Source organism: Paractinoplanes rhizophilus (assembly GCF_042664765.1).
Taxonomy (GTDB): Bacteria; Actinomycetota; Actinomycetes; order Mycobacteriales; family Micromonosporaceae; genus Actinoplanes; species Actinoplanes rhizophilus.
Window position 1 is genome coordinate 273,176 of the sequence record NZ_JBHTBJ010000007.1, and the last position, 22,754, is coordinate 295,929.

The window sequence follows — 22,754 nt, forward strand, 5'->3', positions numbered from 1 at the left end:
TGCTCATTCCGTGGTGGGGGCGTGCGAGGTCATCATCGGCCGGATCTCGAGCCACTCGTGGATCGGCCGGCCACCCGCGCCCGGCGCCGCCGACAACTCGGCCGCCAGCTCCAGCGCCCGCTCGTAGCTGTCCACGTCGATCACCATCCAGCCGGCGATCAGGTCCTTGGTCTCCGCGAACGGCCCGTCGGTGACCGGCGGCCGGCCGGCGCCGCCGGAGCGCACGAACGTGCCCTCCGGCGACAGCGACTGGCTGTCCACGAACTCGCCGCCGGCCTGCAGCCGCTTGGCGAAGTCCTCCATGTACCGCATGTGGGCGGACACCTCCTCCGGCGTCCACCGCTCCATCGGCACGTCGTTGACCGGCGCCGGGGCGCCCCGGTAGTGCTTGAGCAACAGGTACTTCATCGCGCGTTCCTCGCTTCGCGTTCGCGGGCCAGTTCCTCGACGGCGCTGGGCAGCGTCGTCTCGAAGTCGATAAGTTTCGCCCACGTCGGGGTCACCACGATGCGCACCATGCCGTCGTACAGCGAACGCACCTCCGCCTCCCACGCGACCCGCTGCTCCGGCGACATCTGGTAGGTGCCGTTCATGGTGAGGAACTCCTCCGGGATGCCGTCGACCACGTCCAGCTCCGCGCGGCCCCGCAGGAGCAGGATCTTCGGCGGGTGCACCTCGGTGTCCATGGTGAGCGCGACCATCGGGTTCGCCCGCAGCGCGTGCAGCTTCGGCGCGTTCTTCGACGTGCACATGACGACCTGGGAACCGTTCCAGGTGAACGCGATCGGGATGGTGCGCGGCGTGCCGTCCTTGGCGACGTACGCCAGCCGGGTCAGATCGCGGCCCAGCAGTTCCCGGCTGTACGGCCGGTCCAGCACCTCAGTGATCTCGTGCGGCTGCATGGTGAGCTCCTCGTGTGTCGTTGCCGATCATTGCTGCTTCCGGGACGGAGCCGGTGACGCTTTCTCGACACACCTCGCCGAAAAGGTTCGGCCTAACGTGTCGGGGTGCCTGCGACCCCCACCAAGGTCTGTCCCCGCTGCCGTGAGTACCGTGACGCGGCGCTGTTCGTCGGCGCGTCGGGCAAGGAACGCAAGAGTTGCCGGCCGTGCCTGGACCGGGCCGCCGAGGCCAACCGCCGGCGGCGCCGGTTGATCGGGGCAGCCGGGGTGCGTGCCGCCAACCTGCGGGAGAAATACGGGATCAGCGTCGAGGAGTACGACGCGCTCCGGGAACGTCAGGGGTACCGGTGCGCGATCTGCAGACGCCACGAGGACGAGTTGCCGGCAACGGCCGCGGGCCGGCCCCGCCGCGACGGCCTGCCGTCGGCCGTCGCGGTGAAGCTCGTCGTCGATCACTGCCACCGCACCCGGCGGGTGCGCGGCCTGCTCTGCGTCGGGTGCAACGCCGCCATCGGCCACTTCCGCGACGACGAGGAGACGCTCCGCTCGGCGATCGCCTATCTCTACCCTACTGATAGGGATACCACATAGCGGACATTATGGTGTATCGGCGTTATGTCCGTTTCTGGATTATTGGATTGCCGGTAACAGTAATCCGATAATTCTGGCGGAAGGTGGCCGGCGTTTGCCTGCTGATTCGCCTCGTCCGAGAGGTCAGGGACGCAGCTGGCGCCGGGACGTGACTCCGAGCTTGGCGAAGATCTTGCTCAAGTGCCATTCGACGGTGCGCGGGCTGATGAACAGGCGGGTGGCGATCTCCGCGTTGGACAGCCCCTCCCGTGCCAGCTTGACGATGTGGGTCTCCTGCTGCGTCAGGGCGCCGGCGCGGTCGTCGGCCCGCTGACGGACGTTCACGCCGAGCCGGTTGGCGGCCAGGGCGGCGAAGGAGTCCATGCCCATGGCGGCGAACATCTCGTACGCCGTCCGCAGCCGGCCCCGGGCATCGTCGCGCCGGCCGGCGTCCCACAGCCATTCGCCGTAATAGAGGTGCGCACGCGCGGCCAGCGGCCGGATCCGGGTGCGGCCGAGACGCTCGATCGCCTCGGCGTACGCGTCCTCCGCCCGCCCGGCCGGGGCCAGCAGGGCCCGGCAGCAAGCCTCCATGCCGAGCGCCCAGTCGGTGCCGCAGGCCCGGGTCGAGGCCGACAAGCGCGCCAGCGCGTCGGCTCCGATCTCGGGCCGGCCGGTGCGGGCGGCCGCGACGATCAGCTCGACCAGCGGGGCGCCGGTCAGCACGCCGGGCTCCAGGCTCGACTGTCTCGTCTGCTCGGCCGCCTTCAGCGCGTGGTCGAAGCGGCCCATGCCGTTGTGGAGCAGCGCCTCCGCCCAGCCGGCGATGGCCGGCGCCAGCCCCTCACCGCGCCGCTGGGCGTCGGCGGTGCTGACCGCGGCCAGGCGAGCGGTCCGGTCCTCGTCTCCCTGCCACGCCGCCAGCAGCAGGGCCATGTAGCGCGGCACCGGGATCCCGGTGCCGTCCGCCACGTCGTCGAGCTCGGTGATCAGCACCGACGCGGCGGACAGGTCACCGGCGAACAGATGCATGAGGATGCGTGTCGTCAACGCCAGCGGCAGCGCGGCGAGTGCTCCGGTCTCGCGCGCCAGGCGGACATAGTTGCCGGTGAGCTCGTCCGCCGCGTCGTCGTCGCAGAGATCGGTGGCGATCGAGCTGGCGAACCACATCCAGCGAAGGCCGTCCTGATTCGACTGCCGCGGATCCCGGAAGGCCGCCAGTGCCTGCCTCATCTTCGGCACTCCGGCGGCGAAGCCCGTGGTGTATCGCACCGCCAGGCCGTCCAGAAGAAGGTCCGACGGCCGTGCCGGTGTCGCACCCGCGGGGGCAGCGACCGCCGCCAGCGCGACGTCGCGCAGCGTCCCGCTGCTGCCGGAGTCGGAGGCGTACCACGCCGCGCGCAGTGCGTCCAGATAGGTGCTGCGGGCCAGGCCGATGTCCAGCGGCTCGAGCCGCGAGGCGGCCTTGAGGAAGAGGCCCGCGGTCTCGCGGCCGCGGTCGACCATGAACGCGATGTCGGAGCGCAGGAGATCGGCGCGGGCCCGGTCGAGCTCGGTCAGATGGTCGGCCTCGGCCAGAGCGAGCAGGCGGATCGCGGCGTCCGGCGTCCCGCCCACGTGTCTCGCCTGCGCAGCGGCGAGCAGCCGTGCCGCCCGCCGGACCGGATTCGGGGTCAGTTCCGCGGCCCGCTCCAGGAACGCTCCGGCGGCCGCGAATCCGCCGCGGGTCTGCGCGCGAGCCGCCGACGTCTGCAACTCTGCCGCCACGTCTTCGTCGGGCCGGGCGGCGGCTTGTGCGCGGTGCCACGCCCGCCGGTCCGGATCGGTGCCGGCCGCGGTCGCCTCGGCGAGCGCGGCGTGGGCCTGACGCCTCTCGTCCTCGCCGGCCGCCTGGTAGACCGCCGAGCGCAGCAGCGGATGGCGGAACCGGACACCGAACCCGAAATCCACGAACTCGGCGGCCGCCCGGGAGGCAGCCAGGTCGTTGTCGGCCCGGACGCCCATCCGGTTCAACGCGCGCCACACCAGCACCGGGTCGCCCACGGGTTCGGCCGCGGCGACCAGCAGCATCGTCCGGGCGATCGCCGGCAGCGCGGCGATCTGCCGCCGGAAGCTCTCCTCGATGCGGCGCGGCAGCGCACCCGGGCTGAGAAAGCCGAAGCCACCTGCCAACTCGGCGGCGGTGAAGCCGCGGGGAAGTTCGGCGAGGGCGAGCGGGTTGCCGTGGCTCTCGGCGATGATGCGGCCGAGCACCTTCTCGTCGACGCGGCCGAGCAGCGTCGAGGCGAGCAACTTCCGCGCGTGTTCGTCGGAGAGGCCGGCGACCAGCAGCTCCGGCAGACCGCTCAATTCGGGCATGTCGTCCGTGTCGGGGTCGCCAGGCACCGCGAAGATCATGGCGATCGACTCGGTTCGCAGGCGCCGGGCCACGAAACCGAGGATCTTGGCCGACTCGCGGTCCAGCCACTGCGCGTCGTCGACGAGGCACACCACCGGCCGGTCGGCGGCGAAGTCCGCGAGAAGACTGAGCACTCCCAGACCAACCATGAAAAGGTCGGGGGCCGCGCCGGCGCTGAGCCCGAACGCGGTGCTCAGCGCCCCGCGCTGCTGGGCCGGCAGCCGATCCAGCCGGTCCAGGGCGGGTGCGCAGATCTGATGCACGCCCGCGAACGCGAGCTCACGTTCGGCCTCCACGCCGGCGGCTTGCACGGTCCGGCAGCTCCCGGCCTGCGCCAGCGTGTAGTCGAGCAGTGCGGTTTTGCCGATGCCCGCTTCGCCGCGAAGCACCAGCGCCCCGCTGGTGCCGGCCCGGGCCGCCGCCAGAATCCGGTCGAGCGCGGCCCGTTCGGCGCCCCGGCCCAGCAGGACGTCTTTGTCCCGTCTTCGCCGGATCAGGGGCGGATGGTGGCCGCGTCGAGAAAACATCGTCGAAACCCTAGCCGGGAACGCCGCCCCCGGTCCGGCACCGTGGCCAACGCCTCTCGCCCGGCGCCGTCACCGAATGGGCCGGCGCCGGTGCAGCTGCCGTCGCGACGTGACGCCGAGCTTGACGAAGATCTTTCCCAGATGCCACTCGACCGTCCGGGGGCTGATGAACAACCGGGCGGCGATCTCGGCGTTGGACAGGCCGTCCTTGACCAGCCGGGCGATCTGGCTCTCCTGGTGGGTGAGCGCGGTGGCGGTGGCGACAGCGCCGCGGCCGCCGACCGCTCCCCCGGCAGCGGCCAGCTCGCCGGCGGCGCGCCGGGCGAAGGCGTGCATGCCCATCGCGGAGAACATCTCATGAGCGGGGCCCAGATATCGACGGGCGTCCGCGCTGCGGCCTTCGCGACGGAGCCACTCGCCGCACAGCAGGTGAGCGCGGGCCAGCTCGCCGCGGATCCGGGTCCGGCCGAGGCGTTCGATCGCTTCGTCGTACCGGTGCTGGGCGCTCTCCCCGTCGCTGAGCAGCGCCCGGCATCGCGCCTCGATGCCACGCGCCCAGTCGGTGCCGGCCGGCTCGGTGGTCTCGCGGAGCCGTTCGAACGCGCCGGCGGCACGGTCCGGGCGCCCGCCACGTACCGCAGCCTCGATCAGCTCGACCAGCGCCTGCCACGGCTCGACACCCATCACCGGCGGCTGCTCGGCGGCCCGTTCCGCGGCGGCGAGCGCGTCGGCGTGGCGGCCGAGGCCGTTGTACAGCACGGCGCCCGCCACACCGGTGATCACCAGGCCGAAGCCCTCGCCGCGCCGCAGGATCTCGGTGGTGGTCGTATCGATCAGCGTGGCGGCGTGCGCCTCCCGGCCCTGCCACGCGGCGAGCAGGAGCGCACCGTACGACGCGAAGGGGATGCCGGTGGCCGCGGTGACCGCCTGGAGCTCCTCGAGCAGGGCCGCGGCCTCGGCCAGCTCGCCGACCAGCACGTGGGCGCCGATCCGCGCGGTGAGCGCCAGCGGGAGGGTCTCCAGGGCGCCGCTCTCGCGGGCGAGCCGCACGTGTCGCTCGGTGTCGAGGGTCCGCTCGTCCCACAGGTTGCCGGCGGTGATCTGCGCCAGCCAGAGCCATCGCAGTTCGGCGGCGGACAGGTCGCGCCGGTCGAACGACGTCACGGCGCGGCGCAGCATCGGCAGGGCGGCGGCGTAGCCCGCGGTGAACCGCGTGGCCAGCCCGTCCAGAAGCAGGTCCACGGCGCGTGGCGGTTCCGGGGCCGGCGGCGCCTCTCGTGCGGCTTGCGCCACGTCCCGTACGGTTACCGCGCCGGCCAGCCCGCCCGCGAACATGGCGGCCAGCAACGCGTCCAGAAACGTCTCCCGGGCCAGCGGTACGCCCAGCGGCACCAGTTGCCGTGCCGCGTCGAGCAACAGCGACGCCGCGTCCCGGCCGCGGTTCTGGGTGAAGGCGATCTGGGCGCCCAGCAGGTCCGCCTGAGCTCGCGGCAGCGGCGGAAGCGGACCGGCCTTCGCCCTCGCCAGCAGCGCGAGCGCCGCCTCGGTCAGGCCCGCGTGGTGCTTGGCCTGCGCTGCCGCCAGTGCACGCTCGCCCCGCCGGACGGGATCCGGGCTCAGCTCGGACGAGCGTTCCAGGAACGCGGCGGCGGCGGCCTGACCGCCGCGGGCCGCCGCGCGGTCGGCGGACCGGTCCAGCTCCGCCGCGACCTCTTCGTCGGGGCCCTCGGCCGCCTGGGCGGCATGCCACGCGTGACGGTCCGGGTCGATCCGCGGATCGGTCGCGAACGCCAGCGCGGCGTGCGCGCGGCGCCGCTCCGGGGCGCCGGCGGCCGCGTAGATCGCCGAACGCAGCAGCGGATGCCGGAACTGCACTCGCGTACCGAACTCGACCAGGCCGTCCGCGCTCGCCGCGGCCTCGACGCCGTGCTCGAGACCGAGCCGCGCCGCCGCTCGCCACACGAGCACGGCGTCGCCGACCGGCTCGGCGGCCGCTACCAGCAGCAGCAACCGCGCATCCGGTGACAGGCGACCGAGCTGCCGCGTGAAGCTCTCCTCGATCCACTTCGGCAGCGCCGCGGCCGGGGAGCCGGCGAATCCGCTGGTCAGCTCGGCCATCGTGAACCCGCGCGGCAGCTCCAGCAGCGCCAGCGGGTTGCCGCGGGTCTCGGCGATCAGCCGGGCGGCGACTCCCTCGTCGATCCGGCCGCTGACTGCCGCGCTGAGCAGTTCATAGGCGTCGTGGTCGGGGAGGCCGGCGACCTCCATCTGGGTCAGGTTGGCCAGCTCCCGGACCGGGTAGGGATCCCGGACCGCGAAGACGAGCGCGACCGACTCCGCGATGAGCCGCCGGGCGGCGAACGTGAGCGCTTGGGCGGACGCGAGATCCAGCCACTGGGCGTCGTCGACGACGCACAGCAACGGCCGGTCCCGGCCCGACTCGGCCAGCAGGCTGAGGACGCCGAGGCCGACCAGGAAACGATCGGGAGGACTGCCGGCGCTGAGCCCGAACGCGGTCCGCAGAGCGTCCCGCTGCGGCGGCGGCAGCCGATCGAGCAGGTCGATCATCGGCATGCACACGACGTGCAGCGCCGCGTAGGCCAGCTCCTTCTCGGCTTCGATTCCCGCGGTACGCACGACGTGGTATTCCACGGCCCGCCCGGTCAGGTAGTCCAACAACGCGGTCTTCCCGGAGCCGGCCTCTCCGTGCACCACCAGTGCACGACTCTCGCCGCCGCGGACGTCGTCGATCAACCGATCGAGGACCTGACATTCAGCGTGCCGGTCACGGAACACCGAAATCACCGCCTGCGCCTCGGCCGAGTAGATCCACTCCGCAGTATCGTGCGCTCGACGATCAAAAGGCACCATGCATCGCCGGGGAACCGGCGACGAAGCCGGCGGGGAATTTTCCGTGGTGGCCCGTCCTTCTATCCGGCGCGGGCACCGTTGACCCGGTGTCCGGGAAGGAAGTTCTGATGGCTCACCAGTCCATCCGTCCGGTCATCAAGCTCCGCAGCACGGCCGGCACGGGCTACACCTATGTCACCCGCAAGAGCCGCCGCAACGATCCCGACCGCATCTCGCTGCGCAAGTACGACCCGGTTCTGCGCCGGCACACCGAGTTCCGCGAAGAGCGATAAGCCCGGCTACGCGCGGCCGTCACCGAAGCGGTGACGGCCGCGAAACTTTTCCGTACGGGCTCACGGGTGGCCGTCGTAGGCGCGGATCTTGTATTCGGTGGTCTCCAGCGCCAGGCTCAGCTCGCGGATCTGCCGCCTGATCCGCTCCTGCTGGTCGAGCATGATGCGGCGGCGTTCCGGGATGGTGCCCGGGCCCTGCTCGGCGAGCCGGATGTAGCGCTTGAGGTCGGTCATGGTCATGCCGGACAGGCGCATCCGGGTGAGGAAGACCAGCCGGCGCAGGTCGGGCGCGGCGTACTCGCGGTATCCGGAGGCGTTGCGCGCGGGCCGCACGAGGCCCTCCTGCTCGTAGTACCGCAGGGTATGCGCCGACAGGCCGACGAGCCGGGCGGCCTCGGCGACGCTCTTGGGCGCGGCGCCGTCGTCGATCGCGGTCTCGTCGAGCAGCTCGTGCAGCGCGTCGATCGCGGACGCGGACGGTCCGTCGCCGGCGGCGAGGATGCGTTCGATCAGCGCTTCGGTGGCCATGACCATCAGCGTACGGCGAGGCGTCGGTGAGGCGTACGGCGATCAGAACGCGCGCACCGCGGCCGGCATCCCCGGGAAGTCCGCCGACTCGCTCACGGTCGCCCATTTCTCGACGTCGCCGAGGGCGCCGCGGTAGGCGCGGGTGAGATTGCGTACGGCCTCGGCGCCGAGCGGGAGCCGCAGCGGCGCGCCGGGGGTGTCGAGCATGTCGCGGATCACCCGGGCGGCGCGGGCCGGGTCGCCCTCCTGGATGCCGTCGGCCCCGGTCATGTTGGCGCGCACGGCGCCGATGGTCTCGTCGTAGGCCGGGCTCGGCGGCGCGGCGGTGAGCACGCCGGCGGCGTTGAAGGCGGTGCGGAAGCGACTGGGCTCGACGATCAGCACGCGGATGCCGAACGGTGCGACCTCGCCGGCCAGCGCCTCCGACCAGCCCTCGAGCGCGAACTTGCCGGCCGAGTAGCTGCCGACGGCCGGGAACGACATCCGCCCGCCCTGGCTGCTCATCTGCACGATCGCCCCGGAGCGGCGCTCCCGCAGGTGGGGCAGCACGGCGCGCACGTAGGCGGCCGGGCCGAACAGGTGCTGCTCGAGCATGGACCGCAGGGCGGCGTCGGTGATCTCTTCGGCGGCGCCGACCTGTCCGGCGCCGGCGTTGTTGACGAGTACGTCGACGCGTCCGAACACGTCCAGCGTCCGCTGCACGACGGCGGCCGCGCCCGCCGTGTCGCGCACATCGTGCTCGACGGCGAGGAGCCGATCGCCGTACCGCGCCTTGAGCCGGTCGAACCGGCCGGCCCGTCGTGCGGTGCCGGTCACCTGCTCGCCGGCCGCGAGGGCCGCCTCGGCCAGCGCCAGGCCGAGGCCCGAGCTCGCGCCCGTGATGATCCATGTCCTGGTCTCGTTCGTCGTGGTCACGGCCCGACGCTAAAGCTTCGAGCGCGCTCGAAGGCAAGCCCCGCGATGGCGGCGAGAGCGGCCCGGTCTCCAGGGGTTCCGGGCGCAGCTCGTTCATGGCGGGGACGGCACCGGGCCTAAATGTCGGCGCTGGGCGGCCGGGTGCCGCTACCGTGCCCCCATGCTGGATGCGCATGAGCGTTTCGTGGCCTCCGGGCCGCTGCGGATCTGGACCGAGCGGATCGGCGATCCCGGGCGGCCCGCCGTCCTGATGATCATGGGGTCGGCCGCGCAGGGGGTCAGTTGTCCCGACGAACTGGTCGGCCGGCTGGTCGAGCGGGGGGTGCAGGTGATCCGGTTCGATCATCGCGACACCGGCCGGTCCAGCGTGGTCGACTTCGACGCGTCTGCCTACACGATCGGGGACATGGCCCGCGACTGCCTGGCGGTGCTCGACGGGTACGGGCTGGGCTGCGCCCACGTGGCGGGGGCTTCGCTGGGCGGCGTGATCGCGCAGTGGCTGGCGGTGCACGCGCCGGCCCGGGTCCGGTCGCTGACCGTCATGTCCAGCACGCCGATGGGCCACGATCCGCGTCCGGCGGTGCGGCGGGCGCAGGCCGGGGAGCCGGCAGACCCGGATGACCTGCCGCCGCCATCGCCGGCGTTCCTCGCGCATCTTGCCCTCGGGCTGCCGCCCGGAGTGGAGTCCGATGTGGCCCTGTTCCGGGTGTTCAACGGGCCGGTGCGGCCGTTCGACGAGCCGGCCGCCCGGGCGATGCTGGAGCTGGCGCTGTCGCGGGCCACCGACCCGGCGGCCGCGGCCAACCACGACCGGGCCGCGTACCGCGAGGATCCCAGCCTGCTCGCCTCGCTGTCGTCGATCACCGCGCCGGTCTCGATCGTGCACGGCGACCAGGATCCGGTGTTCCCGCTCGGGCACGGCGAGGCCCTGGCCGCCGCGATCCCGGGCGCGGTGCTGCACGTCGTGCCCGGGATGGGTCATGTGTGGACCTCGCCCGGCCTGCCCGGGCAGGTCGCCGACCTGATCCGCTTGTGAGCCGCCCGGACGCCCGGCCAGCAGGCACAAATAAGCGTTGCTTAAACGTCGGCAAGAAGAATTAACTGGACCTGGTCGCCGACGGCGAGCACGGTAGGACGCATGCTTTACGTCCCCGTGATCACCCCGTTCGACGACCAGGGCGAGGTGGCCTGGCGGTCGCTGGAGGCCCTGGCCCACGAGCTGCTCACCGACGGCGCGACCGGCCTGGTGGCGCTCGGCACCACCGCCGAGCCGGGCTCGCTGACCACGGCCGAGCGCCGCGATGTGCTGGACCTGCTGGCCGCGGTGTGCCGCGAGCACGGTGCGCCGCTGATCGTCGGCGCCAACGACCCCGACCAGCTGCGCGTGCTCGCCGACCGGCCGGCCGTCACCGGCGCGCTGAGCCTGGTGCCGCCGTTCCTGCGGCCCGGCCCGGAGGGTGTGCGGGCGCACTTCGAGCACCTGGCCGCCCTGTCCCCGGTGCCGCTGGTCGTCTACCACGTGCCCTACCGCACCGCCCAGCCGTTGCCGGCGGCGGCGCTGCACCGGCTGGCCGCGATCCCGAACGTCACCGCGATCAAGCTCGCGCCCGGCGCGATCGACGCCGACGTGGTCGCGTTCCTCGCGTCGCCGCCGCCCGATCTCACCATCCTGGCCGGCGACGACGTCCTGCTCTCCCCGCTGCTCGCGATGGGCGCGCACGGCGGCATCCTCGCCTGCGCGCACGTCGACACCGCGTCCTATGCGCGCCTGATCGCCGCCTGGCGGCAGGGCGACCTCGCCGCAGCCCGCGCGCTGGGCCACCGGCTGGCCACTCTGTCGGCCGCCCTGTTCGCCGAGCCCAACCCCACGGTCATCAAGGCCGTCCTGCACGCCGACGGTCGCATCCCCACCGCGAACGTCCGCCGCCCGCTGGTGAAGGCGGCTACACCGGCCGCATTTCCAGGAAGACGATCCCCGGATTGGGCAGCGCGAACACCAGTTCCTCCCCGGGCGTGACCCGCCGCGCCGGCTGCGCCTCCCGCAGCACGTCCCGGGCCTTGAGCGCGGCCCACTCGGCGTCGCTGGGCCAGGTGCCGTCCCAGCGGAGGTTCCCGTGGTCGGCGTCGACGCGCCACACCCGCAACGTGTGCGGGCCCGCCAGCTGCGGCGCGAACCGCACCAGCCGGGCCAGCGCGGCTTCGCCGGCGCTGCGGCTGTGGTCGAGGGTGCTGTTCCACAGCAGCAGCCCGATCCCGCCGTCGTCGTAGCCGGAGGCCCATGCTTCGACCAGGCTGCCGGCGCCGTCGCCGGACAGCGACACCGGCAACTCGGCCGGCCCCAGTTTCTGCGCCAGCCACAGCGCCCAGAACTTCGGCTTGGCCAGGTTCCCGACGGTCAGCAGCCCGAAGCCGCCGTGCATCAGCCGCTGCGGGCGGCCCAGCTCCTCGAAGTGGTCGGACGCGACCCACGGCGCCAGCGCGGCGACCCGGCCGGCCGCCGATCGCATGCCTTTGAGCAGGAAAGCGGCCGCGAACACCGAGTCGTTGATGGTGCTGCCGTGGGTGGCGGTGACGCCCCATTCGGTCCACAGGATCGGGCGCCCGGCGGCCCACGGCCGCAGGTCCAGCGGCACGGTCCCGTACACGTGGGTGGACAGAAAATCCACCGGGGCGTCGACCTTGAGCTGGTCGTCGATCCACCCGACCGCCGCGGTGGCCGGCCCGCCCACGGCGAGGGCCGGGTCCACCGACTTCACCGCCGCCGCCGTGGACGCGTAGAGCCGCCAGTACTGCTCGGGCGTGCCGGACCAGAACACCGACAGGTTCGGCTCGTTCCACACCTCGAACCGCCACCGCTCGCGCAGCTCGTCCAGGCCGTACCGGTCGGCGAGGTGCGCGGTGACGGCCCGGATCAGCTCGTACCACAGGTCCCAGTCCTTCGGCGGGGAGATGATCCCCTCGTACGCGAAAACCGTCCGCGTCGGGTCGGCCGCCAGGTCCCGCGGCATGTACCCGAACTCGACGACCGGGGTCATCCCCAGCTCCCGGACCGTGTCGTACACCCGGTCCACCGTGCCGAAGTCGTACGTGCCGTCGCGGTAGACGTCGGCGAGGATCCCGTGGGCGCGCACCGTGCGCACGCCGAGCTCGTCGTGGACCCGGCGCAGCGCCTCCCGCAGCTCGTCGCCGATGACCCGGCCGCCGGTCGTGTCCGGGCACAGCAGGTGGCTGAGATGCTCGGAGCCCACCATCTCCTGCCACACCCGGTGCAGCGGCCCGGCCGGCGACCCGCCGACCTTGACCGTGACTGTTGCCGGGCCGGCGCCCGGCGAGCCGGAGTCGGGCGCGGTGGAAACAGGCGCGGTGGGGACGGGCGCGGACAGCGGCCCGATCGCGTTCACCGTCGCCAGCGCCGCGACGGCGTACCAGCCGCCGCGGCCGTCGGTGGTGTCCGCGTACGGCCCGTGCGGGACCGCCAGCACGTCACCGCCCCCGTGGTCGACCACCTGGAACGGGCCGGATTCGGTGGCGCCGCGGTGCACCGCGTACCCGATGGCGCCCTCGACCAGTTCCCACGTCACGGTCACCTGCCCGCGCCCGGCCGTCGCGGTCACCCCGGCCGGCGCGGGCAGGTCGGCGGCGACCGGTGTGCCCGGCGTGCGGTCCTGGGCGCCGCCGGCGCCCATCAGCTCCGCCCACCGGGCCCGGGCCTGCTCCTCGATCGTCATCCGCGTCCCCCGCTCGTCGATTCCCGCTGGATCGTCATCGGCCCACGCCGACCAGCTGCGGCAGCGGCTGCCGGGCCGGCACGTTGAACGTCTCGGCGGCCAGCAGCGGCCGCACGGCTCGTTCGAACGAGGGTGTCACGAAGGCCCGCTTCAGCACGTCGTGCGCGGCCACGTTCCCGATCGCGCCCATGATCATCGACTGGTCGAGGGACAGGTACCGCTTGGCCACGGTCTTGCTGCGCACCGCCACCGCGTCGTAGAAGCCGCCCGGCCCGTACGCGTCGAAATTGCTCTTGATCCTGGAAAGGTTGCGCAGGGCCGCGTGCCGCGCGTAGGGCAGGGCGAGGAACGCGGCGTGCGGGGTCACCACACCGTCGCCGTAGACGGCGGGCGGACCGGCCGGCCGGCAGTCACCGAACCCGGCGTCGTACTTGCCGCCCTGCACGTCGGAGGGGTAACCGTCGGTGTCCATGCCCATCGCGTCGACGCCCCACGCGGAGTAGCCGCCGAACGGGTTCGACGCCGGGGAGAACCCCCAGTAGGCGTAGCGGGCGTCGTCGAGGCCGTGCTCGATCTGCGCCGCCACGGTCGCCGGGTGGTTGCGGCCCCAGCTGTTCGGCCCCCACTGGGCCTCGGGGACGAACAGGTCGGGCATGAGCGCCTCGAACATGTCGCCGCCCCAGCTCGGCACGAACGTGATGCCCCGGTACCGGTAGGAGCCCTCGTAGACCGGCACGCCGAGGTGGGTGGCGGTGAAGCCGTGCGGCTGCATTTCCTGCCACGAGTAGTCGCAGTTGTCGGGCAGGGTGCGCATCGTGCTGTAGTACGCGGCGGGCGGGATCTGCCCGGCGGCGATGCCCAGGTAGGTGGCGATCCGCGGCTCGGTGACGGTGATGTCGTAGTGGTTGCAGGTGAACCAGACGCCCTTGGCCTCGTCGGCGACCGAGCAGCCGGGCGGCGGGGTGTCCCAGAAGCCGCCGCGGATCAGTCCGCGGGTGCCGGCTGGGGTCTGCGCGGCCGGGTTGTAGTAGTAGCCGAAGTTCATCGCGGACCGGATCCGGGCGGCCTTCGCGCGCAGTGCCGGCATGGCGCCCTCGACCACCCGCAGTGCCGCCGCGAGCCAGCCGTTGTCCACGCTGGACAGGAACGGCGTCACCGTCGACCCGTCCTCGGGCCACACCGTCACCACGTCGCCGGTGCGCGGGTCGTACCAGTTGTAGAACATGCCCGATGCTTCGTGGTGTTTCAGGGTGCTGAGTGTGTTCAGGGTTCGCGCGACCCGCGCCGTCGCCTCGCGCCCGGTGATCAAGCCGAGGTCGCGCGCGACGACGGCCGACCACATCGAGCCGCCGATGTTCGTCGGGGACGTATAGGCCGACGCCACGGACAAGTCGCCGGAAATGTTGTCGGCGACCAGGCCGGTCGCCGGGTCGGTCATCGCGGTCAGGGACCGCCAGGTGTCGCGCGCGTAGGCGCGTAGCGGATCCGTGCCGGCGCCGGCGAGCGAGCCGAGCACGAGTACGGATGCGAGCACAGAGCCGAGCAGACGTCTCACCACGGGTACACACCCCTCACTTGAGACCGGTCGTGGCGATGCCGCGCAGGAACTGCCGCTGCAGCACCAGGAAGACGATGAGGACGGGCAGCACTACCACCACGGCGCCGGCCAGCAGCAGCCCGAAGTAGATGCGGTTCTGCCCGATGCTGTAGAGCGCGAGCGCGACGGGCAGCGTGTACATGTCGCTGGTGGTGGCCACCACCAGCGGCCACAGAAAGTTGTTCCACGACGCCAGAAAGGTGAGGATCCCCAGCGTGGCGAGGGCCGGCTTGCACAGCGGCAGCACGATCCGCCAGAAGATCCGCCACTCGCCGGCCCCGTCCACGCGGGCCGCCTCGATCAGGTCGTCGGGGATCGACAGCAGGAACTGCCGCATCAGGAACACCCCGAACGGCCCGGCCAGGAACGGCAACACCAGTCCCGCGTACGAGTTGGCCAGCCCCATGTTGCTGACCAGCACGAACTGCGGCACGAACGTCACCATGCCGGGCACCATCAGCATGCCGAGCACAGTCAGGAACAACGCCTTGCGGCCCGGAAAGTTGAGTTTGGCCAGGGCGTAGCCGAGCAGCGAACAGAACAGCAAGTTTCCCAGCGTGACGAGCACCGCGACGATCGCCGAGTTCAGGAAATATCGCGGGAAGTCGAGCCGGGCGAACAGGTCGTGGTAATGCGTGAGGGTCCACTGCTGCGGCCACCACGTCGGCGGGTCCGCCCGGATCTCCCCTTCCGGTTTGAACGAGGACAGCAGCATCCACAGGAACGGCCCGACCACGACCAGCAGCCCGCCGAACAGCAGCGTGTACAGCACCACCCGGGCGATCACATCGCGCCTAGTCAGCATCGCGGGCCCCCAGCAGCCGGAACTGCAGCACCGACAGTGCCACGATCGCGACGAACAACACGTAGGCCGCCGCGGCCGCGTAGCCGTAGTTGCCGAAACCGAACTGGTTGTAGATGTGGTACGACACCGACAGGGTCGACGACAGCGGCCCGCCCTGGGTCATCACCAGCGGCTCCTCGAACACTTGCAGGTAGCCGATGCCGGTGATGACCGCGCCGAACAGCAGCGCCGGGCGCATCAGCGGCAGCGTCACGTGCCGGAACTGCTGCCAGCGGCCCGCGCCGTCCAGCGTCGCCGCCTCGTACAGGTGCACCGGGATGCCCTGCAGGGCGGCGAGGAAGATCACCATGAGCGATCCGAAGTTCCGCCAGACGGCCATCACGATGATCGACGGCAGCGACGTGTGCGGATCGCCGAGCCAGTTCGGCCCGGCGATGCCGACCTGGGCGAGCAGGTTGTTGACCAGCCCGGCGCCCGGGTCGAGCAGGAACCGCCATACCACCGCGATCGCCACGATGCTGGTGACGACCGGCAGGTAGAAACCGACCCGGAACAGGCCGCGCAGCCGGATCAGCCCGGAGTTCAGCGCGTTCGCCGCCGCCATCGCCGCGATCACCGTCAACGGCACGCCGGCCACCACGAACACGGCCGTGTTCACCGCGGCCCGCTGGAACAGCGCGTCGGAGAAAAGTTTCGTGTAGTTGTCCACCCCGACGAAGTTCACGGCGAACGGGTGCCGCAGGTCGGTGTCGCGCAGGTCGGTCACGCTCATCAGCAGCGACGCCACCACCGGCAGCAGCGCGAACACCACGAACAGGACGGTGAACGGCGCCGCGAACGACCAGCCGGTCACCGCCCGGCGCCATTTCCGCTTCCTTTTCTCGCCGGTGGCGGCGGGCCGGCCGGTCGCGGTGACCGCGGCCGTGGTCACGACGGCCACGTCAGACCCCGGTGCCGATCGTGTCGGCCTGCTGCTGCACCGCCTTCAGCGCGGCGCCCGGGTCCGCCCCGCCGACGCACACCTTCTCCACCTCGGTGTCGAACACCGCGGCGACCTGGTCCCACGTCGGATACGCCGGCGGCGCCTTCGCCGACTTCAGCTGCTCGCCGAACACCTGCAGGATCTTGTCGCCGGTCAGCGCCGGATCGGTCCACGCCGACTGCACGGCGGGCAGGTCGCTGACCGTCTGATACCACTTCACCTGCACCTCGGGCCGGCTCAGCCAGGCGATGAACTTCCACGCCGCGTCCCGGTTCTTCGCGTCCTTGAACACGGCCAGGTTGCTGCCGCCGATGAACGACGTCGACGACTTGCCGGTCGGCATCGGCGCCACCGTGAAGTCCTTGCCGCCCTGGTCCTTCAGAATCCCGACGTGCCACGGCCCGGACATGAACGCGCCGATCTGCCCCCTGACGAAGGCCGGCTCGAGCGCGCCCTGCGGCAGGTCCTTCGGCGACAGCCCGCCGGTGAAGAACGACTGGTAATACCGCAGCGCCTCGGTCATCTCCGGGGTGTCGAACGTGTACTTCCCGCCGGCCGCGATGTCCGCGCCGTTCGACCAGCCGAACGGCAGCACCGACTGCCAGCTGCCGGTCTTGCCGGGCTGGATGAAGAAGCCCCATTTCGCGCCCGCCTTGGCCTGCATCGCCTTGGCCATCGCGGTCAGGTCGTCCCACGTCTTCGGCCCGTCCGGGAACCCGGCCTTGGCGGCCAGGTCGGTGCGGTAGTAGATGCCGCGCGTCTCCACGTACCAGGGCACCCCGTAGGACGTGCCGGCCACGACGGTCGTGTCCCACGCGCCCGGGAAGAAAGTTTCCTTCTGGAACAGGTCGCCCGGCGTCGGGTCCAGCGCCCCGGTCTTCGCCAGCCCGCCCTCCATCGTGGTGCCGATCATCGACACGTCCGGCGTCTGCTTCGCCGCGATCGCCGCCGACAGTTTCTGGCCCGCGGACTCCCACGGCACCGCCGTCACCGTCACCTTCGCATCCGGGTTCTCGGTGCTGAACGCCTTCGCGAACGCGGCGAGCTTCTCCCCCTCCGTGCCCATCGCCCAGACGGTGATCTCCCCGCTCGCCTTGCCCTCGCCGACCGCCTTGGCGGTCTCGTTGCCTCCGCTCGAGTCGCGACCGCAGCCGGCCGCGACGCTCAACGCCAGCGCCGCACAAGCGGCCGCGGCGACGAATCGTTGCCTCATCGGTGAACCTCCGGGCAGTGGGTTCCGCAGCTGGTCCGGACGACCAGCCGGGTAGGCAGGATCCGCCGCCGGGCCGCGGCGGAGTCGTTGCTCTCGGTGATGCGCCGGTTCAGCCACCGGGCGGCGGTCGCGCCCAGTTCCCGCATCGGCTGACGCACCGTGGTCAGCCCCGCGAACTGCGCCGCCATCAGGTCGTCCCAGCCCGTCACCGTCTGCCGCGGCCGTTCGAGCAGCACCCCCAGCGCCAGCTCGTCGTTGGCGCAGATCACCGCTTGCGCTCGATCGCCCAACTCACCCGCCGCGGCCCGTCCCGCTTCGATATCAAGACCAGTTATCCGTACGAGGTGAGCAGGCGCCGCCCCCGCCCGCGCCAGCCCCGCCCGCACCCCGGCCCAGCGCCCCCGCACATCCGGCGACCCGTCCGGATCCCCCAGGAACACGAACCGCTCGTGACCGTGCGCCAGCAGATGCGCCACCAGCGCCTCGGCGGTCCTGCGGTTCTCCGCCCGCACCGTGTCCACCCCGCGCACCGGATCCCGCGCCAGCAGCACCATCGGCAACCCGGTCGCCGCGAGCTTGCCGATCACCTCGTCGCTGACCGTCTTCCCCATCACGGTCAGCCCGTCCACCCGCGACGCCATGTCCCGCACCGCCGCCTCCGCGTCGGCCCGGCCGCCGGTCGTCAGGATCAGCACACTGCTGCCGAACCCCGCGGCCGCCGCCTCGTACCCCAGCACCACTTCCGCGTAGTACGGCCCCACCAGATCGGGGAACACGATCCCGTTCGCCGCGTGCCGCCCCTCGGCGAGCGACCGCCCCAGCCGGCTCGGCGTGAACTGCAACTCCCGCGCCGCCGCCAGCACCCGCTCCCGCGTCTGCTCGGTGACCAGCTCCGACCCGCGCAGCGCCCGCGACACCGTGGCGATGGACACCCCCGCAGCCTGGGCGACCTGATAGATGGTCGCCCGTGAAAGCGCTTTCATCGCCATGGCCGGACCGTAACCCGCCCGCAAACACCCCGAAACTCGAGCGATTCACGGATTCACCATCAGCAATTTCCCCCAAACCGCACCGGCGGTGCGCGCACGGCGACCCCTGCCCGGTGACGACGCTCGCGCACCCGATCGGCTTCGATGTGGCGCCCGGTGGACCGAGAATGCGGCAGCGCAGGCCAACCGCTCGCAGGCCGCCTACATCGCGTCCCAGGCCTCGCCGTCGAGCACGGTCACCGACGTCCACGCGGCAGCGTCCCGCCCGCGAACGCCCCGGACGACGCCCTCACTCTCGCCGGGCGTTGCCGTTCGCCGGTCCCCTAACGGCTACGGGAACCATGGCGATCCGCCCGATCGGTCGCCTCTTGCCGGCCGGTCGACCCCCTTGCCACTTGTCGGCCACGGGCCCGGCCTGTCGTGGTCAATCGCCGGCCGGCCGGTAGCGGGGCCGGCCGCCCGGTAGCGGGCTCGGCCGGTCGGGAGCTCGGCGGGCTCGTCGAGGGCGGGCTGGTGCCAGCGTGCGGCGCCCGAGCGGTGAGGTGCCGCTGCCGGAGTCAGGGGTGGCCGGGACCAGCGTGCGGCGCCCTCCCGGAGGCGCGCTGCTGCCTAAGTCAGGGGTGGCCCGGGCCGGGACGGGCGCCGCGCTGCTGCCGGAGTCAGGGGTGGCCGGGGCCGGCGGGGCGCCATCCCCGGGCCCGGCCGCGGCGGACGATCAGGGCGGCGGCGGCCAGCAGCAGGACCAGGCCGGCGCCGATGGCGGCGAACCACAAGGCCATCTGCTGGGAATGCGCGCGCCGGGCGGCCAGAGCCGCGACCGCGGGGTCGTCGGGGTGCATCACCGGCGGCGCCGCCGCGTTGCGGGTGTCGGGGCCGAGCGCCTCGGTGATGGCGCGGTAGGGGTTGAGCAGGCCGGCGCCGTACTCCTGGGAGCCGCCGGGTGCCGGGTCGGCGGTGGCTTGCAGCCGCTGCAGGACCTGGGCCGGGGTGAGCCCGGGGAAACGCTCGAGCATCAGCGCGACCGTGGCCGTCACGAACGGGGTGGAGAAGCTGGTGCCCTGGTCAGTGACGTGCCCGGACCCGCGGGCCGCGGCCGTGACGCCCTGCCCGTAGGCGACCAGGTCGACGTAGTCGCCCTTCTGCGAGAAGTCGGCGCGGGTGCCGTCGAGGGTGACCGCGCCGACGCCGATCACCCCCTCGAAGTCGGCGGGATAGGGGGTGTCGCCCTCCGACTGGTCGGCGCCGTTGTTGCCGGCGGCCGCGACCACGACGACGCCGGCGTCGAGCGCGCGGCGCACCGCGGCGGCCACCTCGGCGTTGTCGGCGGTCATCACCAGCGAGAGGTTGATCACCTGGGCGTCGCCCTGGTCGACGGCCCAGTCGATCGCCTGGGCGAACTGGCGGGGCGTGCCGCGGTCGCCGACCGCCTTGCCGTCGATCTCCTTCTGCTCGCTGATCCGCACCGGGACGATCGTCGCGCCGGGCGCCAGGCCCTGGAAACCGGTGTCGGCGGCGGGCCGGGCGGCGATGATGCTGGCCACCTCGGTGCCGTGGCCGACGCAGTCCTGATCGCCGGCGCCGCCGCCGTGCAGGAAGTCGGCGCCGCGCTCGACGGTGGCCCGCAGCTGCGGATGGGTGGCGTCCACACCGGAGTCGATGACCGCGACCCGCACCCCCTTGCCGGTGGCGAGCGGGGCCAGCCGCTCCGGCGCATACACCTCGTCCTCCGGCGGGGTGCCCTTGAACACCTGCGCCTTGGGCGGCGCCTGCTCGCACTCCGCCGCCCGGGCCGGGGCGGGCGCGACCAGCACGGCGCACACCGCCACCGCCGCGGCCGCCAGGCGACGCCACAGCATCGGATCACACCCCCGTCTCAACGATTCGGATGGATGGTACCGAGGGGGTGCGACAGTTCCGCCCACGGCGTCGTCATCCGAGCGCCTCCTCCGCCCACCGCACCACGACCTCCAGGATCGGCGCCCGCCCCGCGAACACCCCCGCGAGATCACGCCGGTCGTAGGCGGCTTTGGTCGCCGGAGCTTGCACCGCCGACAGCACCATCCGCGGGGCGAGCCAGAAGTACTTGGCCGCACCGGTCACCCTGATCGCCCGGCGCGCGACCGCCTCGGGGACCGCCCCGTCCAGGCCCCGGACGTACCCGCCGGCCACCGCATCCAGCACCGGCGACAGCAGTCCGATGTCGACCAGCCCGTCCCAGAACGTGTCGAGGGCCAGGTTGGCCGCGTCCTCCCCGATCGGGCCCGGCCCCACGAACGCCCAGTCGAGCAACACCGGACCACGCCGCGTCACGACCAGGTTCATCGGCCACACATCGTGGTGGCACAACGTACGCGGAAAGTCATCGGCGGCCGCGAGCAGATCGTGCCGCCGCTCCCACACCCGGCGCAGGCCGTCGCGCAGCGACGCCGGCCACGCCGCCGCCGCGACCGGATGACCCCAGTCCAGCAGGTCCGGATCGACCGGCTGGGCGAGCGTGTAGTCCCGCAGGAAGTCCCGCGCCAGCCACGGATACGCCGGCGGCTCACCCAGCCACCCCGCGTGCCCGGCCCCGAGCCGATACCCGACGTCCCCGAGCGACTCGGCCGACAGGCCGACCGGCGCCGCGCTGCCGGCGTCCTGCAACCACATCGCCGCCGACCCGTCCGGCAGGTCCTCCACCGCTTCCAGCGAAGGCCCCGGCAGCAGCGGGAACGCCGTCGAGGCCAGGCCCGACCCGTACGCGAAGATCTCCCGGCGCCAGAAGTTGAAGTGCCCCGGATCGGTGCTCGCGGAAAGGTGTCCGGCCGCGCCCGCCCGCCGCGGCGTCGCCACCTTCAGGATCGCGGTGTCGTGGTCGCGGCGCACCCGCCACACCCCGCCGGTGACCTCGTTCGCCGTGCTGTGGGTGAGCTCGGTGGCCACCCAGCCCGGCCGGAGCAACTGGTCCACACCGGCAGCCTAACCGACCACAAAAGAAGGCTGGACAACTTTTGTTTTCGGTGGGAGAGTCGGACCCATGCACGACATCGCCGTCATCGAGGACCCCGCCGCCGCCGAGGTCTCCCTCGACCCCATCCGCAGCCGGCTCCTCGCCGAGCTCGCCCAGCCCGGCAGCGCCACCATGCTCGCCGGCAAAATCGGCCTCCCCCGGCAGAAAGTCAACTACCACCTGCGCACCCTCGAACACCACGGCCTCATCCACCTCGTCGAGGAACGCCGCAAAGGCAACGTCACCGAACGCATGCTGCAAGCCACCGCCGCCTCGTACGTCATCTCCCCCGCCGCCATGGCCGCCGTCGCCCCCGACCCCGGCCGCGCCCCCGACCGCCTCTCCGCCCGCTGGCTGCTCGCCCTCGCCGGCCGCCTCGTCCGCGACGTCGGCACCCTCATCACCAGCGCCACCCAGGCGAAACAACGCGTGGCAACTTTCGCGCTCGACGGCGAGATCCGCTTCGCCACCCCCGCCGACCGCGCCGCCTTCGCCACCGAGCTCACCGACACCGTCACCCGGCTGCTCGCCAAATACCACAACGAAACCGGCCGCAAGCACCGCCTCGTCGTCGCCATCCACCCCGCCCTCGACTCCCTCGCCGACGAGAACCCCGACTCCCCCGGCACGCCGAACGACGGGAAATGACATGGGCAAGGACTACGAGATCAACCTCGACGCCACCGTCGACGCCACCCCCGCCCAGGTCTGGGACGCCATCGCCACCGGCCCCGGCATCTCCTCCTGGTTCATCGGCCGCACCGAGATCGACGGCGACACCGTCCGCACCGCCTTCGGCGACAACTGGATCCCCACCGGCGACATCAAAACCAAAGATCAACCCCACCATTTCGCGTACGCGTCACCGCCCACACCCGACGGACGATTCACCGCCTACGAGTACCTCATCGAGGGCCGCGACCGGTCCGCCACCGTCCTGCGCACCGTCACCAGCGGCTTCCTCCCCGGCGACGACTGGGCCGACGAATACGAGGCCATGCGATACGGCACCCAACTGTTCTTCGCCACCCTCGTCGAACACCTGCGCCACTTCCCCGGCCGCACCGCCACCCCCGTCACCGCCTTCGGCCCGCCCGTCACCGACTGGCCCGCCACCTGGACGGCCCTGCACCAAGCCCTCGGCCTCGGCCCCGACCCCCAGCCCGGCGATCCGCTGCCCGGCGGCGGCCAGGTCTACTACCGCAACCCACACACCCTCGGCCTGCGCACCCCCACCGGCCTGCACCGCTACCTCCGCGGCTTCCACGGCGCGATGGTCGCCGACCACGCCCTCACCGCCCCCGACCCCACCGACTGGACCGCGTTCCTGCGCGCCCTCTGACCACCAGCCCGCGACGACGCAGCCCGCTGTCACCAACCCGGCCGGTGCCACCGGCCAGGGCCGACCCGGCAAATGACGACCCGAATACGACCACCTGACAAACCGACCTGTCCCGACCAGCGAAGG

General features: G+C 72.4%; 20 protein-coding genes. 6 read left to right on the plus strand and 14 right to left on the minus strand.

Annotated elements, in window-relative coordinates; genetic code table 11:
* Positions 1-3: 3 nt before the first annotated feature.
* Complete coding sequence (locus ACFQS1_RS13515; RefSeq protein WP_378967628.1) at positions 4-408, minus strand: YciI family protein; 405 nt, start codon at positions 406-408, stop codon at positions 4-6.
* Complete coding sequence (locus ACFQS1_RS13520; protein WP_378967630.1) at positions 405-902, minus strand: pyridoxamine 5'-phosphate oxidase family protein; 498 nt, start codon at positions 900-902, stop codon at positions 405-407. The genes ACFQS1_RS13515 and ACFQS1_RS13520 overlap by 4 nt, the downstream gene beginning before the upstream one ends.
* Positions 903-1,007: 105 nt before the next feature.
* On the opposite strand from ACFQS1_RS13520, the gene ACFQS1_RS13525 reads away from it, so the two are divergent.
* Positions 1,008-1,493, plus strand: coding sequence for an endonuclease VII domain-containing protein (locus ACFQS1_RS13525; protein WP_378967632.1), 486 nt, complete (start codon positions 1,008-1,010; stop codon positions 1,491-1,493).
* Between the two features lie 123 nt (positions 1,494-1,616).
* On the opposite strand, the gene ACFQS1_RS13530 is transcribed toward ACFQS1_RS13525, so the two are convergent.
* Complete coding sequence (locus ACFQS1_RS13530) at positions 1,617-4,397, minus strand: helix-turn-helix transcriptional regulator (protein ID WP_378967635.1); 2,781 nt, start codon at positions 4,395-4,397, stop codon at positions 1,617-1,619.
* Positions 4,398-4,466: 69 nt separating this feature from the next.
* Positions 4,467-7,202 (minus strand): helix-turn-helix transcriptional regulator, encoded by a 2,736-nt coding sequence (locus ACFQS1_RS13535; protein ID WP_378967637.1) that lies wholly within the window; start codon positions 7,200-7,202, stop codon positions 4,467-4,469.
* Positions 7,203-7,375: 173 nt separating this feature from the next.
* On the opposite strand from ACFQS1_RS13535, the gene rpmG reads away from it, so the two are divergent.
* Complete coding sequence (gene rpmG / locus ACFQS1_RS13540) at positions 7,376-7,540, plus strand: 50S ribosomal protein L33 (protein WP_378967639.1); 165 nt, start codon at positions 7,376-7,378, stop codon at positions 7,538-7,540.
* A gap of 60 nt (positions 7,541-7,600) precedes the next feature.
* Here rpmG and ACFQS1_RS13545 read toward each other — a convergent pair whose 3' ends face one another.
* Positions 7,601-8,068 (minus strand): MerR family transcriptional regulator, encoded by a 468-nt coding sequence (locus tag ACFQS1_RS13545; protein WP_378967641.1) that lies wholly within the window; start codon positions 8,066-8,068, stop codon positions 7,601-7,603.
* A gap of 42 nt (positions 8,069-8,110) precedes the next feature.
* Positions 8,111-8,983 carry an SDR family NAD(P)-dependent oxidoreductase gene (locus tag ACFQS1_RS13550; RefSeq protein ID WP_378967643.1) on the minus strand — a complete coding sequence of 291 codons (873 nt, stop codon included), beginning with the start codon at positions 8,981-8,983 and terminating at the stop codon, positions 8,111-8,113.
* A 160-nt stretch (positions 8,984-9,143) separates the two neighbouring features.
* On the opposite strand from ACFQS1_RS13550, the gene ACFQS1_RS13555 reads away from it, so the two are divergent.
* Positions 9,144-10,019, plus strand: a complete 876-nt coding sequence (locus ACFQS1_RS13555) for an alpha/beta fold hydrolase (RefSeq protein ID WP_378967646.1) — start codon at positions 9,144-9,146, stop codon at positions 10,017-10,019.
* A gap of 102 nt (positions 10,020-10,121) precedes the next feature.
* Positions 10,122-11,000 carry a dihydrodipicolinate synthase family protein gene (locus ACFQS1_RS13560; protein WP_378967648.1) on the plus strand — a complete coding sequence of 293 codons (879 nt, stop codon included), beginning with the start codon at positions 10,122-10,124 and terminating at the stop codon, positions 10,998-11,000.
* Here ACFQS1_RS13560 and ACFQS1_RS13565 read toward each other — a convergent pair.
* The 8 genes from ACFQS1_RS13565 to ACFQS1_RS13600 all read right to left on the minus strand — a co-directional run bounded on the left by ACFQS1_RS13565 (position 10,927) and on the right by ACFQS1_RS13600 (position 21,246).
* On the minus strand, positions 10,927-12,711 hold the full coding sequence (locus ACFQS1_RS13565) for a GH39 family glycosyl hydrolase (protein WP_378967651.1): 1,785 nt from the start codon (positions 12,709-12,711) through the stop codon (positions 10,927-10,929). The two genes, ACFQS1_RS13560 and ACFQS1_RS13565, sit on opposite strands and share 74 nt — an antisense overlap.
* A gap of 34 nt (positions 12,712-12,745) precedes the next feature.
* Positions 12,746-14,245, minus strand: coding sequence for a glucoamylase family protein (locus ACFQS1_RS13570; RefSeq protein ID WP_378967653.1), 1,500 nt, complete (start codon positions 14,243-14,245; stop codon positions 12,746-12,748).
* 37 nt (positions 14,246-14,282) lie between these two features.
* Positions 14,283-15,113, minus strand: coding sequence for a carbohydrate ABC transporter permease (locus ACFQS1_RS13575; RefSeq protein ID WP_378967655.1), 831 nt, complete (start codon positions 15,111-15,113; stop codon positions 14,283-14,285).
* Entirely contained in the window at positions 15,103-16,044 is a 942-nt protein-coding gene (locus tag ACFQS1_RS13580; protein ID WP_378967657.1) for a carbohydrate ABC transporter permease, read from the minus strand. Before ACFQS1_RS13580 ends, ACFQS1_RS13575 begins: the two co-directional genes overlap by 11 nt.
* A 10-nt stretch (positions 16,045-16,054) precedes the next feature.
* Positions 16,055-17,308, minus strand: a complete 1,254-nt coding sequence (locus ACFQS1_RS13585; protein WP_378967660.1) for a sugar ABC transporter substrate-binding protein — start codon at positions 17,306-17,308, stop codon at positions 16,055-16,057.
* Positions 17,305-18,297: a LacI family DNA-binding transcriptional regulator gene (locus ACFQS1_RS13590; RefSeq protein ID WP_378967662.1), complete on the minus strand. Its 993-nt coding sequence runs from the start codon at positions 18,295-18,297 to the stop codon at positions 17,305-17,307. Before ACFQS1_RS13590 ends, ACFQS1_RS13585 begins: the two co-directional genes overlap by 4 nt.
* Before the next feature lie 659 nt (positions 18,298-18,956).
* On the minus strand, positions 18,957-20,153 hold the full coding sequence (gene mycP / locus ACFQS1_RS13595) for a type VII secretion-associated serine protease mycosin (RefSeq protein WP_378967664.1): 1,197 nt from the start codon (positions 20,151-20,153) through the stop codon (positions 18,957-18,959).
* Positions 20,154-20,226: 73 nt separating this feature from the next.
* A complete protein-coding gene (locus tag ACFQS1_RS13600; RefSeq protein WP_378967666.1) occupies positions 20,227-21,246 on the minus strand; it encodes a phosphotransferase in 1,020 nt (339 codons plus the stop codon).
* Between the two features lie 67 nt (positions 21,247-21,313).
* On the opposite strand from ACFQS1_RS13600, the gene ACFQS1_RS13605 reads away from it, so the two are divergent.
* Both ACFQS1_RS13605 and ACFQS1_RS13610 read left to right on the plus strand, forming a co-directional pair.
* A complete protein-coding gene (locus tag ACFQS1_RS13605) occupies positions 21,314-21,934 on the plus strand; it encodes an ArsR/SmtB family transcription factor (RefSeq protein ID WP_378967668.1) in 621 nt (206 codons plus the stop codon).
* Between the two features lies 1 nt (position 21,935).
* Complete coding sequence (locus ACFQS1_RS13610; RefSeq protein WP_378967671.1) at positions 21,936-22,628, plus strand: SRPBCC family protein; 693 nt, start codon at positions 21,936-21,938, stop codon at positions 22,626-22,628.
* The last annotated feature ends 126 nt before the right edge of the window (positions 22,629-22,754 follow it).

Coding starts and splice junctions, on each gene's coding strand:
- ACFQS1_RS13575 (WP_378967655.1), bottom strand. CDS start 15,113: ATGCTGACTAGGCGCGATGTGATCGCCCGGGTGGTGCTGTACACGCTG.
- ACFQS1_RS13530 (WP_378967635.1), bottom strand. CDS start 4,397: ATGTTTTCTCGACGCGGCCACCATCCGCCCCTGATCCGGCGAAGACGG.
- ACFQS1_RS13565 (WP_378967651.1), bottom strand. CDS start 12,711: ATGACGATCGAGGAGCAGGCCCGGGCCCGGTGGGCGGAGCTGATGGGC.
- ACFQS1_RS13585 (WP_378967660.1), bottom strand. CDS start 17,308: ATGAGGCAACGATTCGTCGCCGCGGCCGCTTGTGCGGCGCTGGCGTTG.
- ACFQS1_RS13590 (WP_378967662.1), bottom strand. CDS start 18,297: ATGGCGATGAAAGCGCTTTCACGGGCGACCATCTATCAGGTCGCCCAG.
- rpmG (WP_378967639.1), top strand. CDS start 7,376: ATGGCTCACCAGTCCATCCGTCCGGTCATCAAGCTCCGCAGCACGGCC.
- ACFQS1_RS13515 (WP_378967628.1), bottom strand. CDS start 408: ATGAAGTACCTGTTGCTCAAGCACTACCGGGGCGCCCCGGCGCCGGTC.
- ACFQS1_RS13610 (WP_378967671.1), top strand. CDS start 21,936: ATGGGCAAGGACTACGAGATCAACCTCGACGCCACCGTCGACGCCACC.
- ACFQS1_RS13605 (WP_378967668.1), top strand. CDS start 21,314: ATGCACGACATCGCCGTCATCGAGGACCCCGCCGCCGCCGAGGTCTCC.
- ACFQS1_RS13560 (WP_378967648.1), top strand. CDS start 10,122: ATGCTTTACGTCCCCGTGATCACCCCGTTCGACGACCAGGGCGAGGTG.
- ACFQS1_RS13545 (WP_378967641.1), bottom strand. CDS start 8,068: ATGGCCACCGAAGCGCTGATCGAACGCATCCTCGCCGCCGGCGACGGA.
- ACFQS1_RS13520 (WP_378967630.1), bottom strand. CDS start 902: ATGCAGCCGCACGAGATCACTGAGGTGCTGGACCGGCCGTACAGCCGG.
- ACFQS1_RS13555 (WP_378967646.1), top strand. CDS start 9,144: ATGCTGGATGCGCATGAGCGTTTCGTGGCCTCCGGGCCGCTGCGGATC.
- mycP (WP_378967664.1), bottom strand. CDS start 20,153: ATGCTGTGGCGTCGCCTGGCGGCCGCGGCGGTGGCGGTGTGCGCCGTG.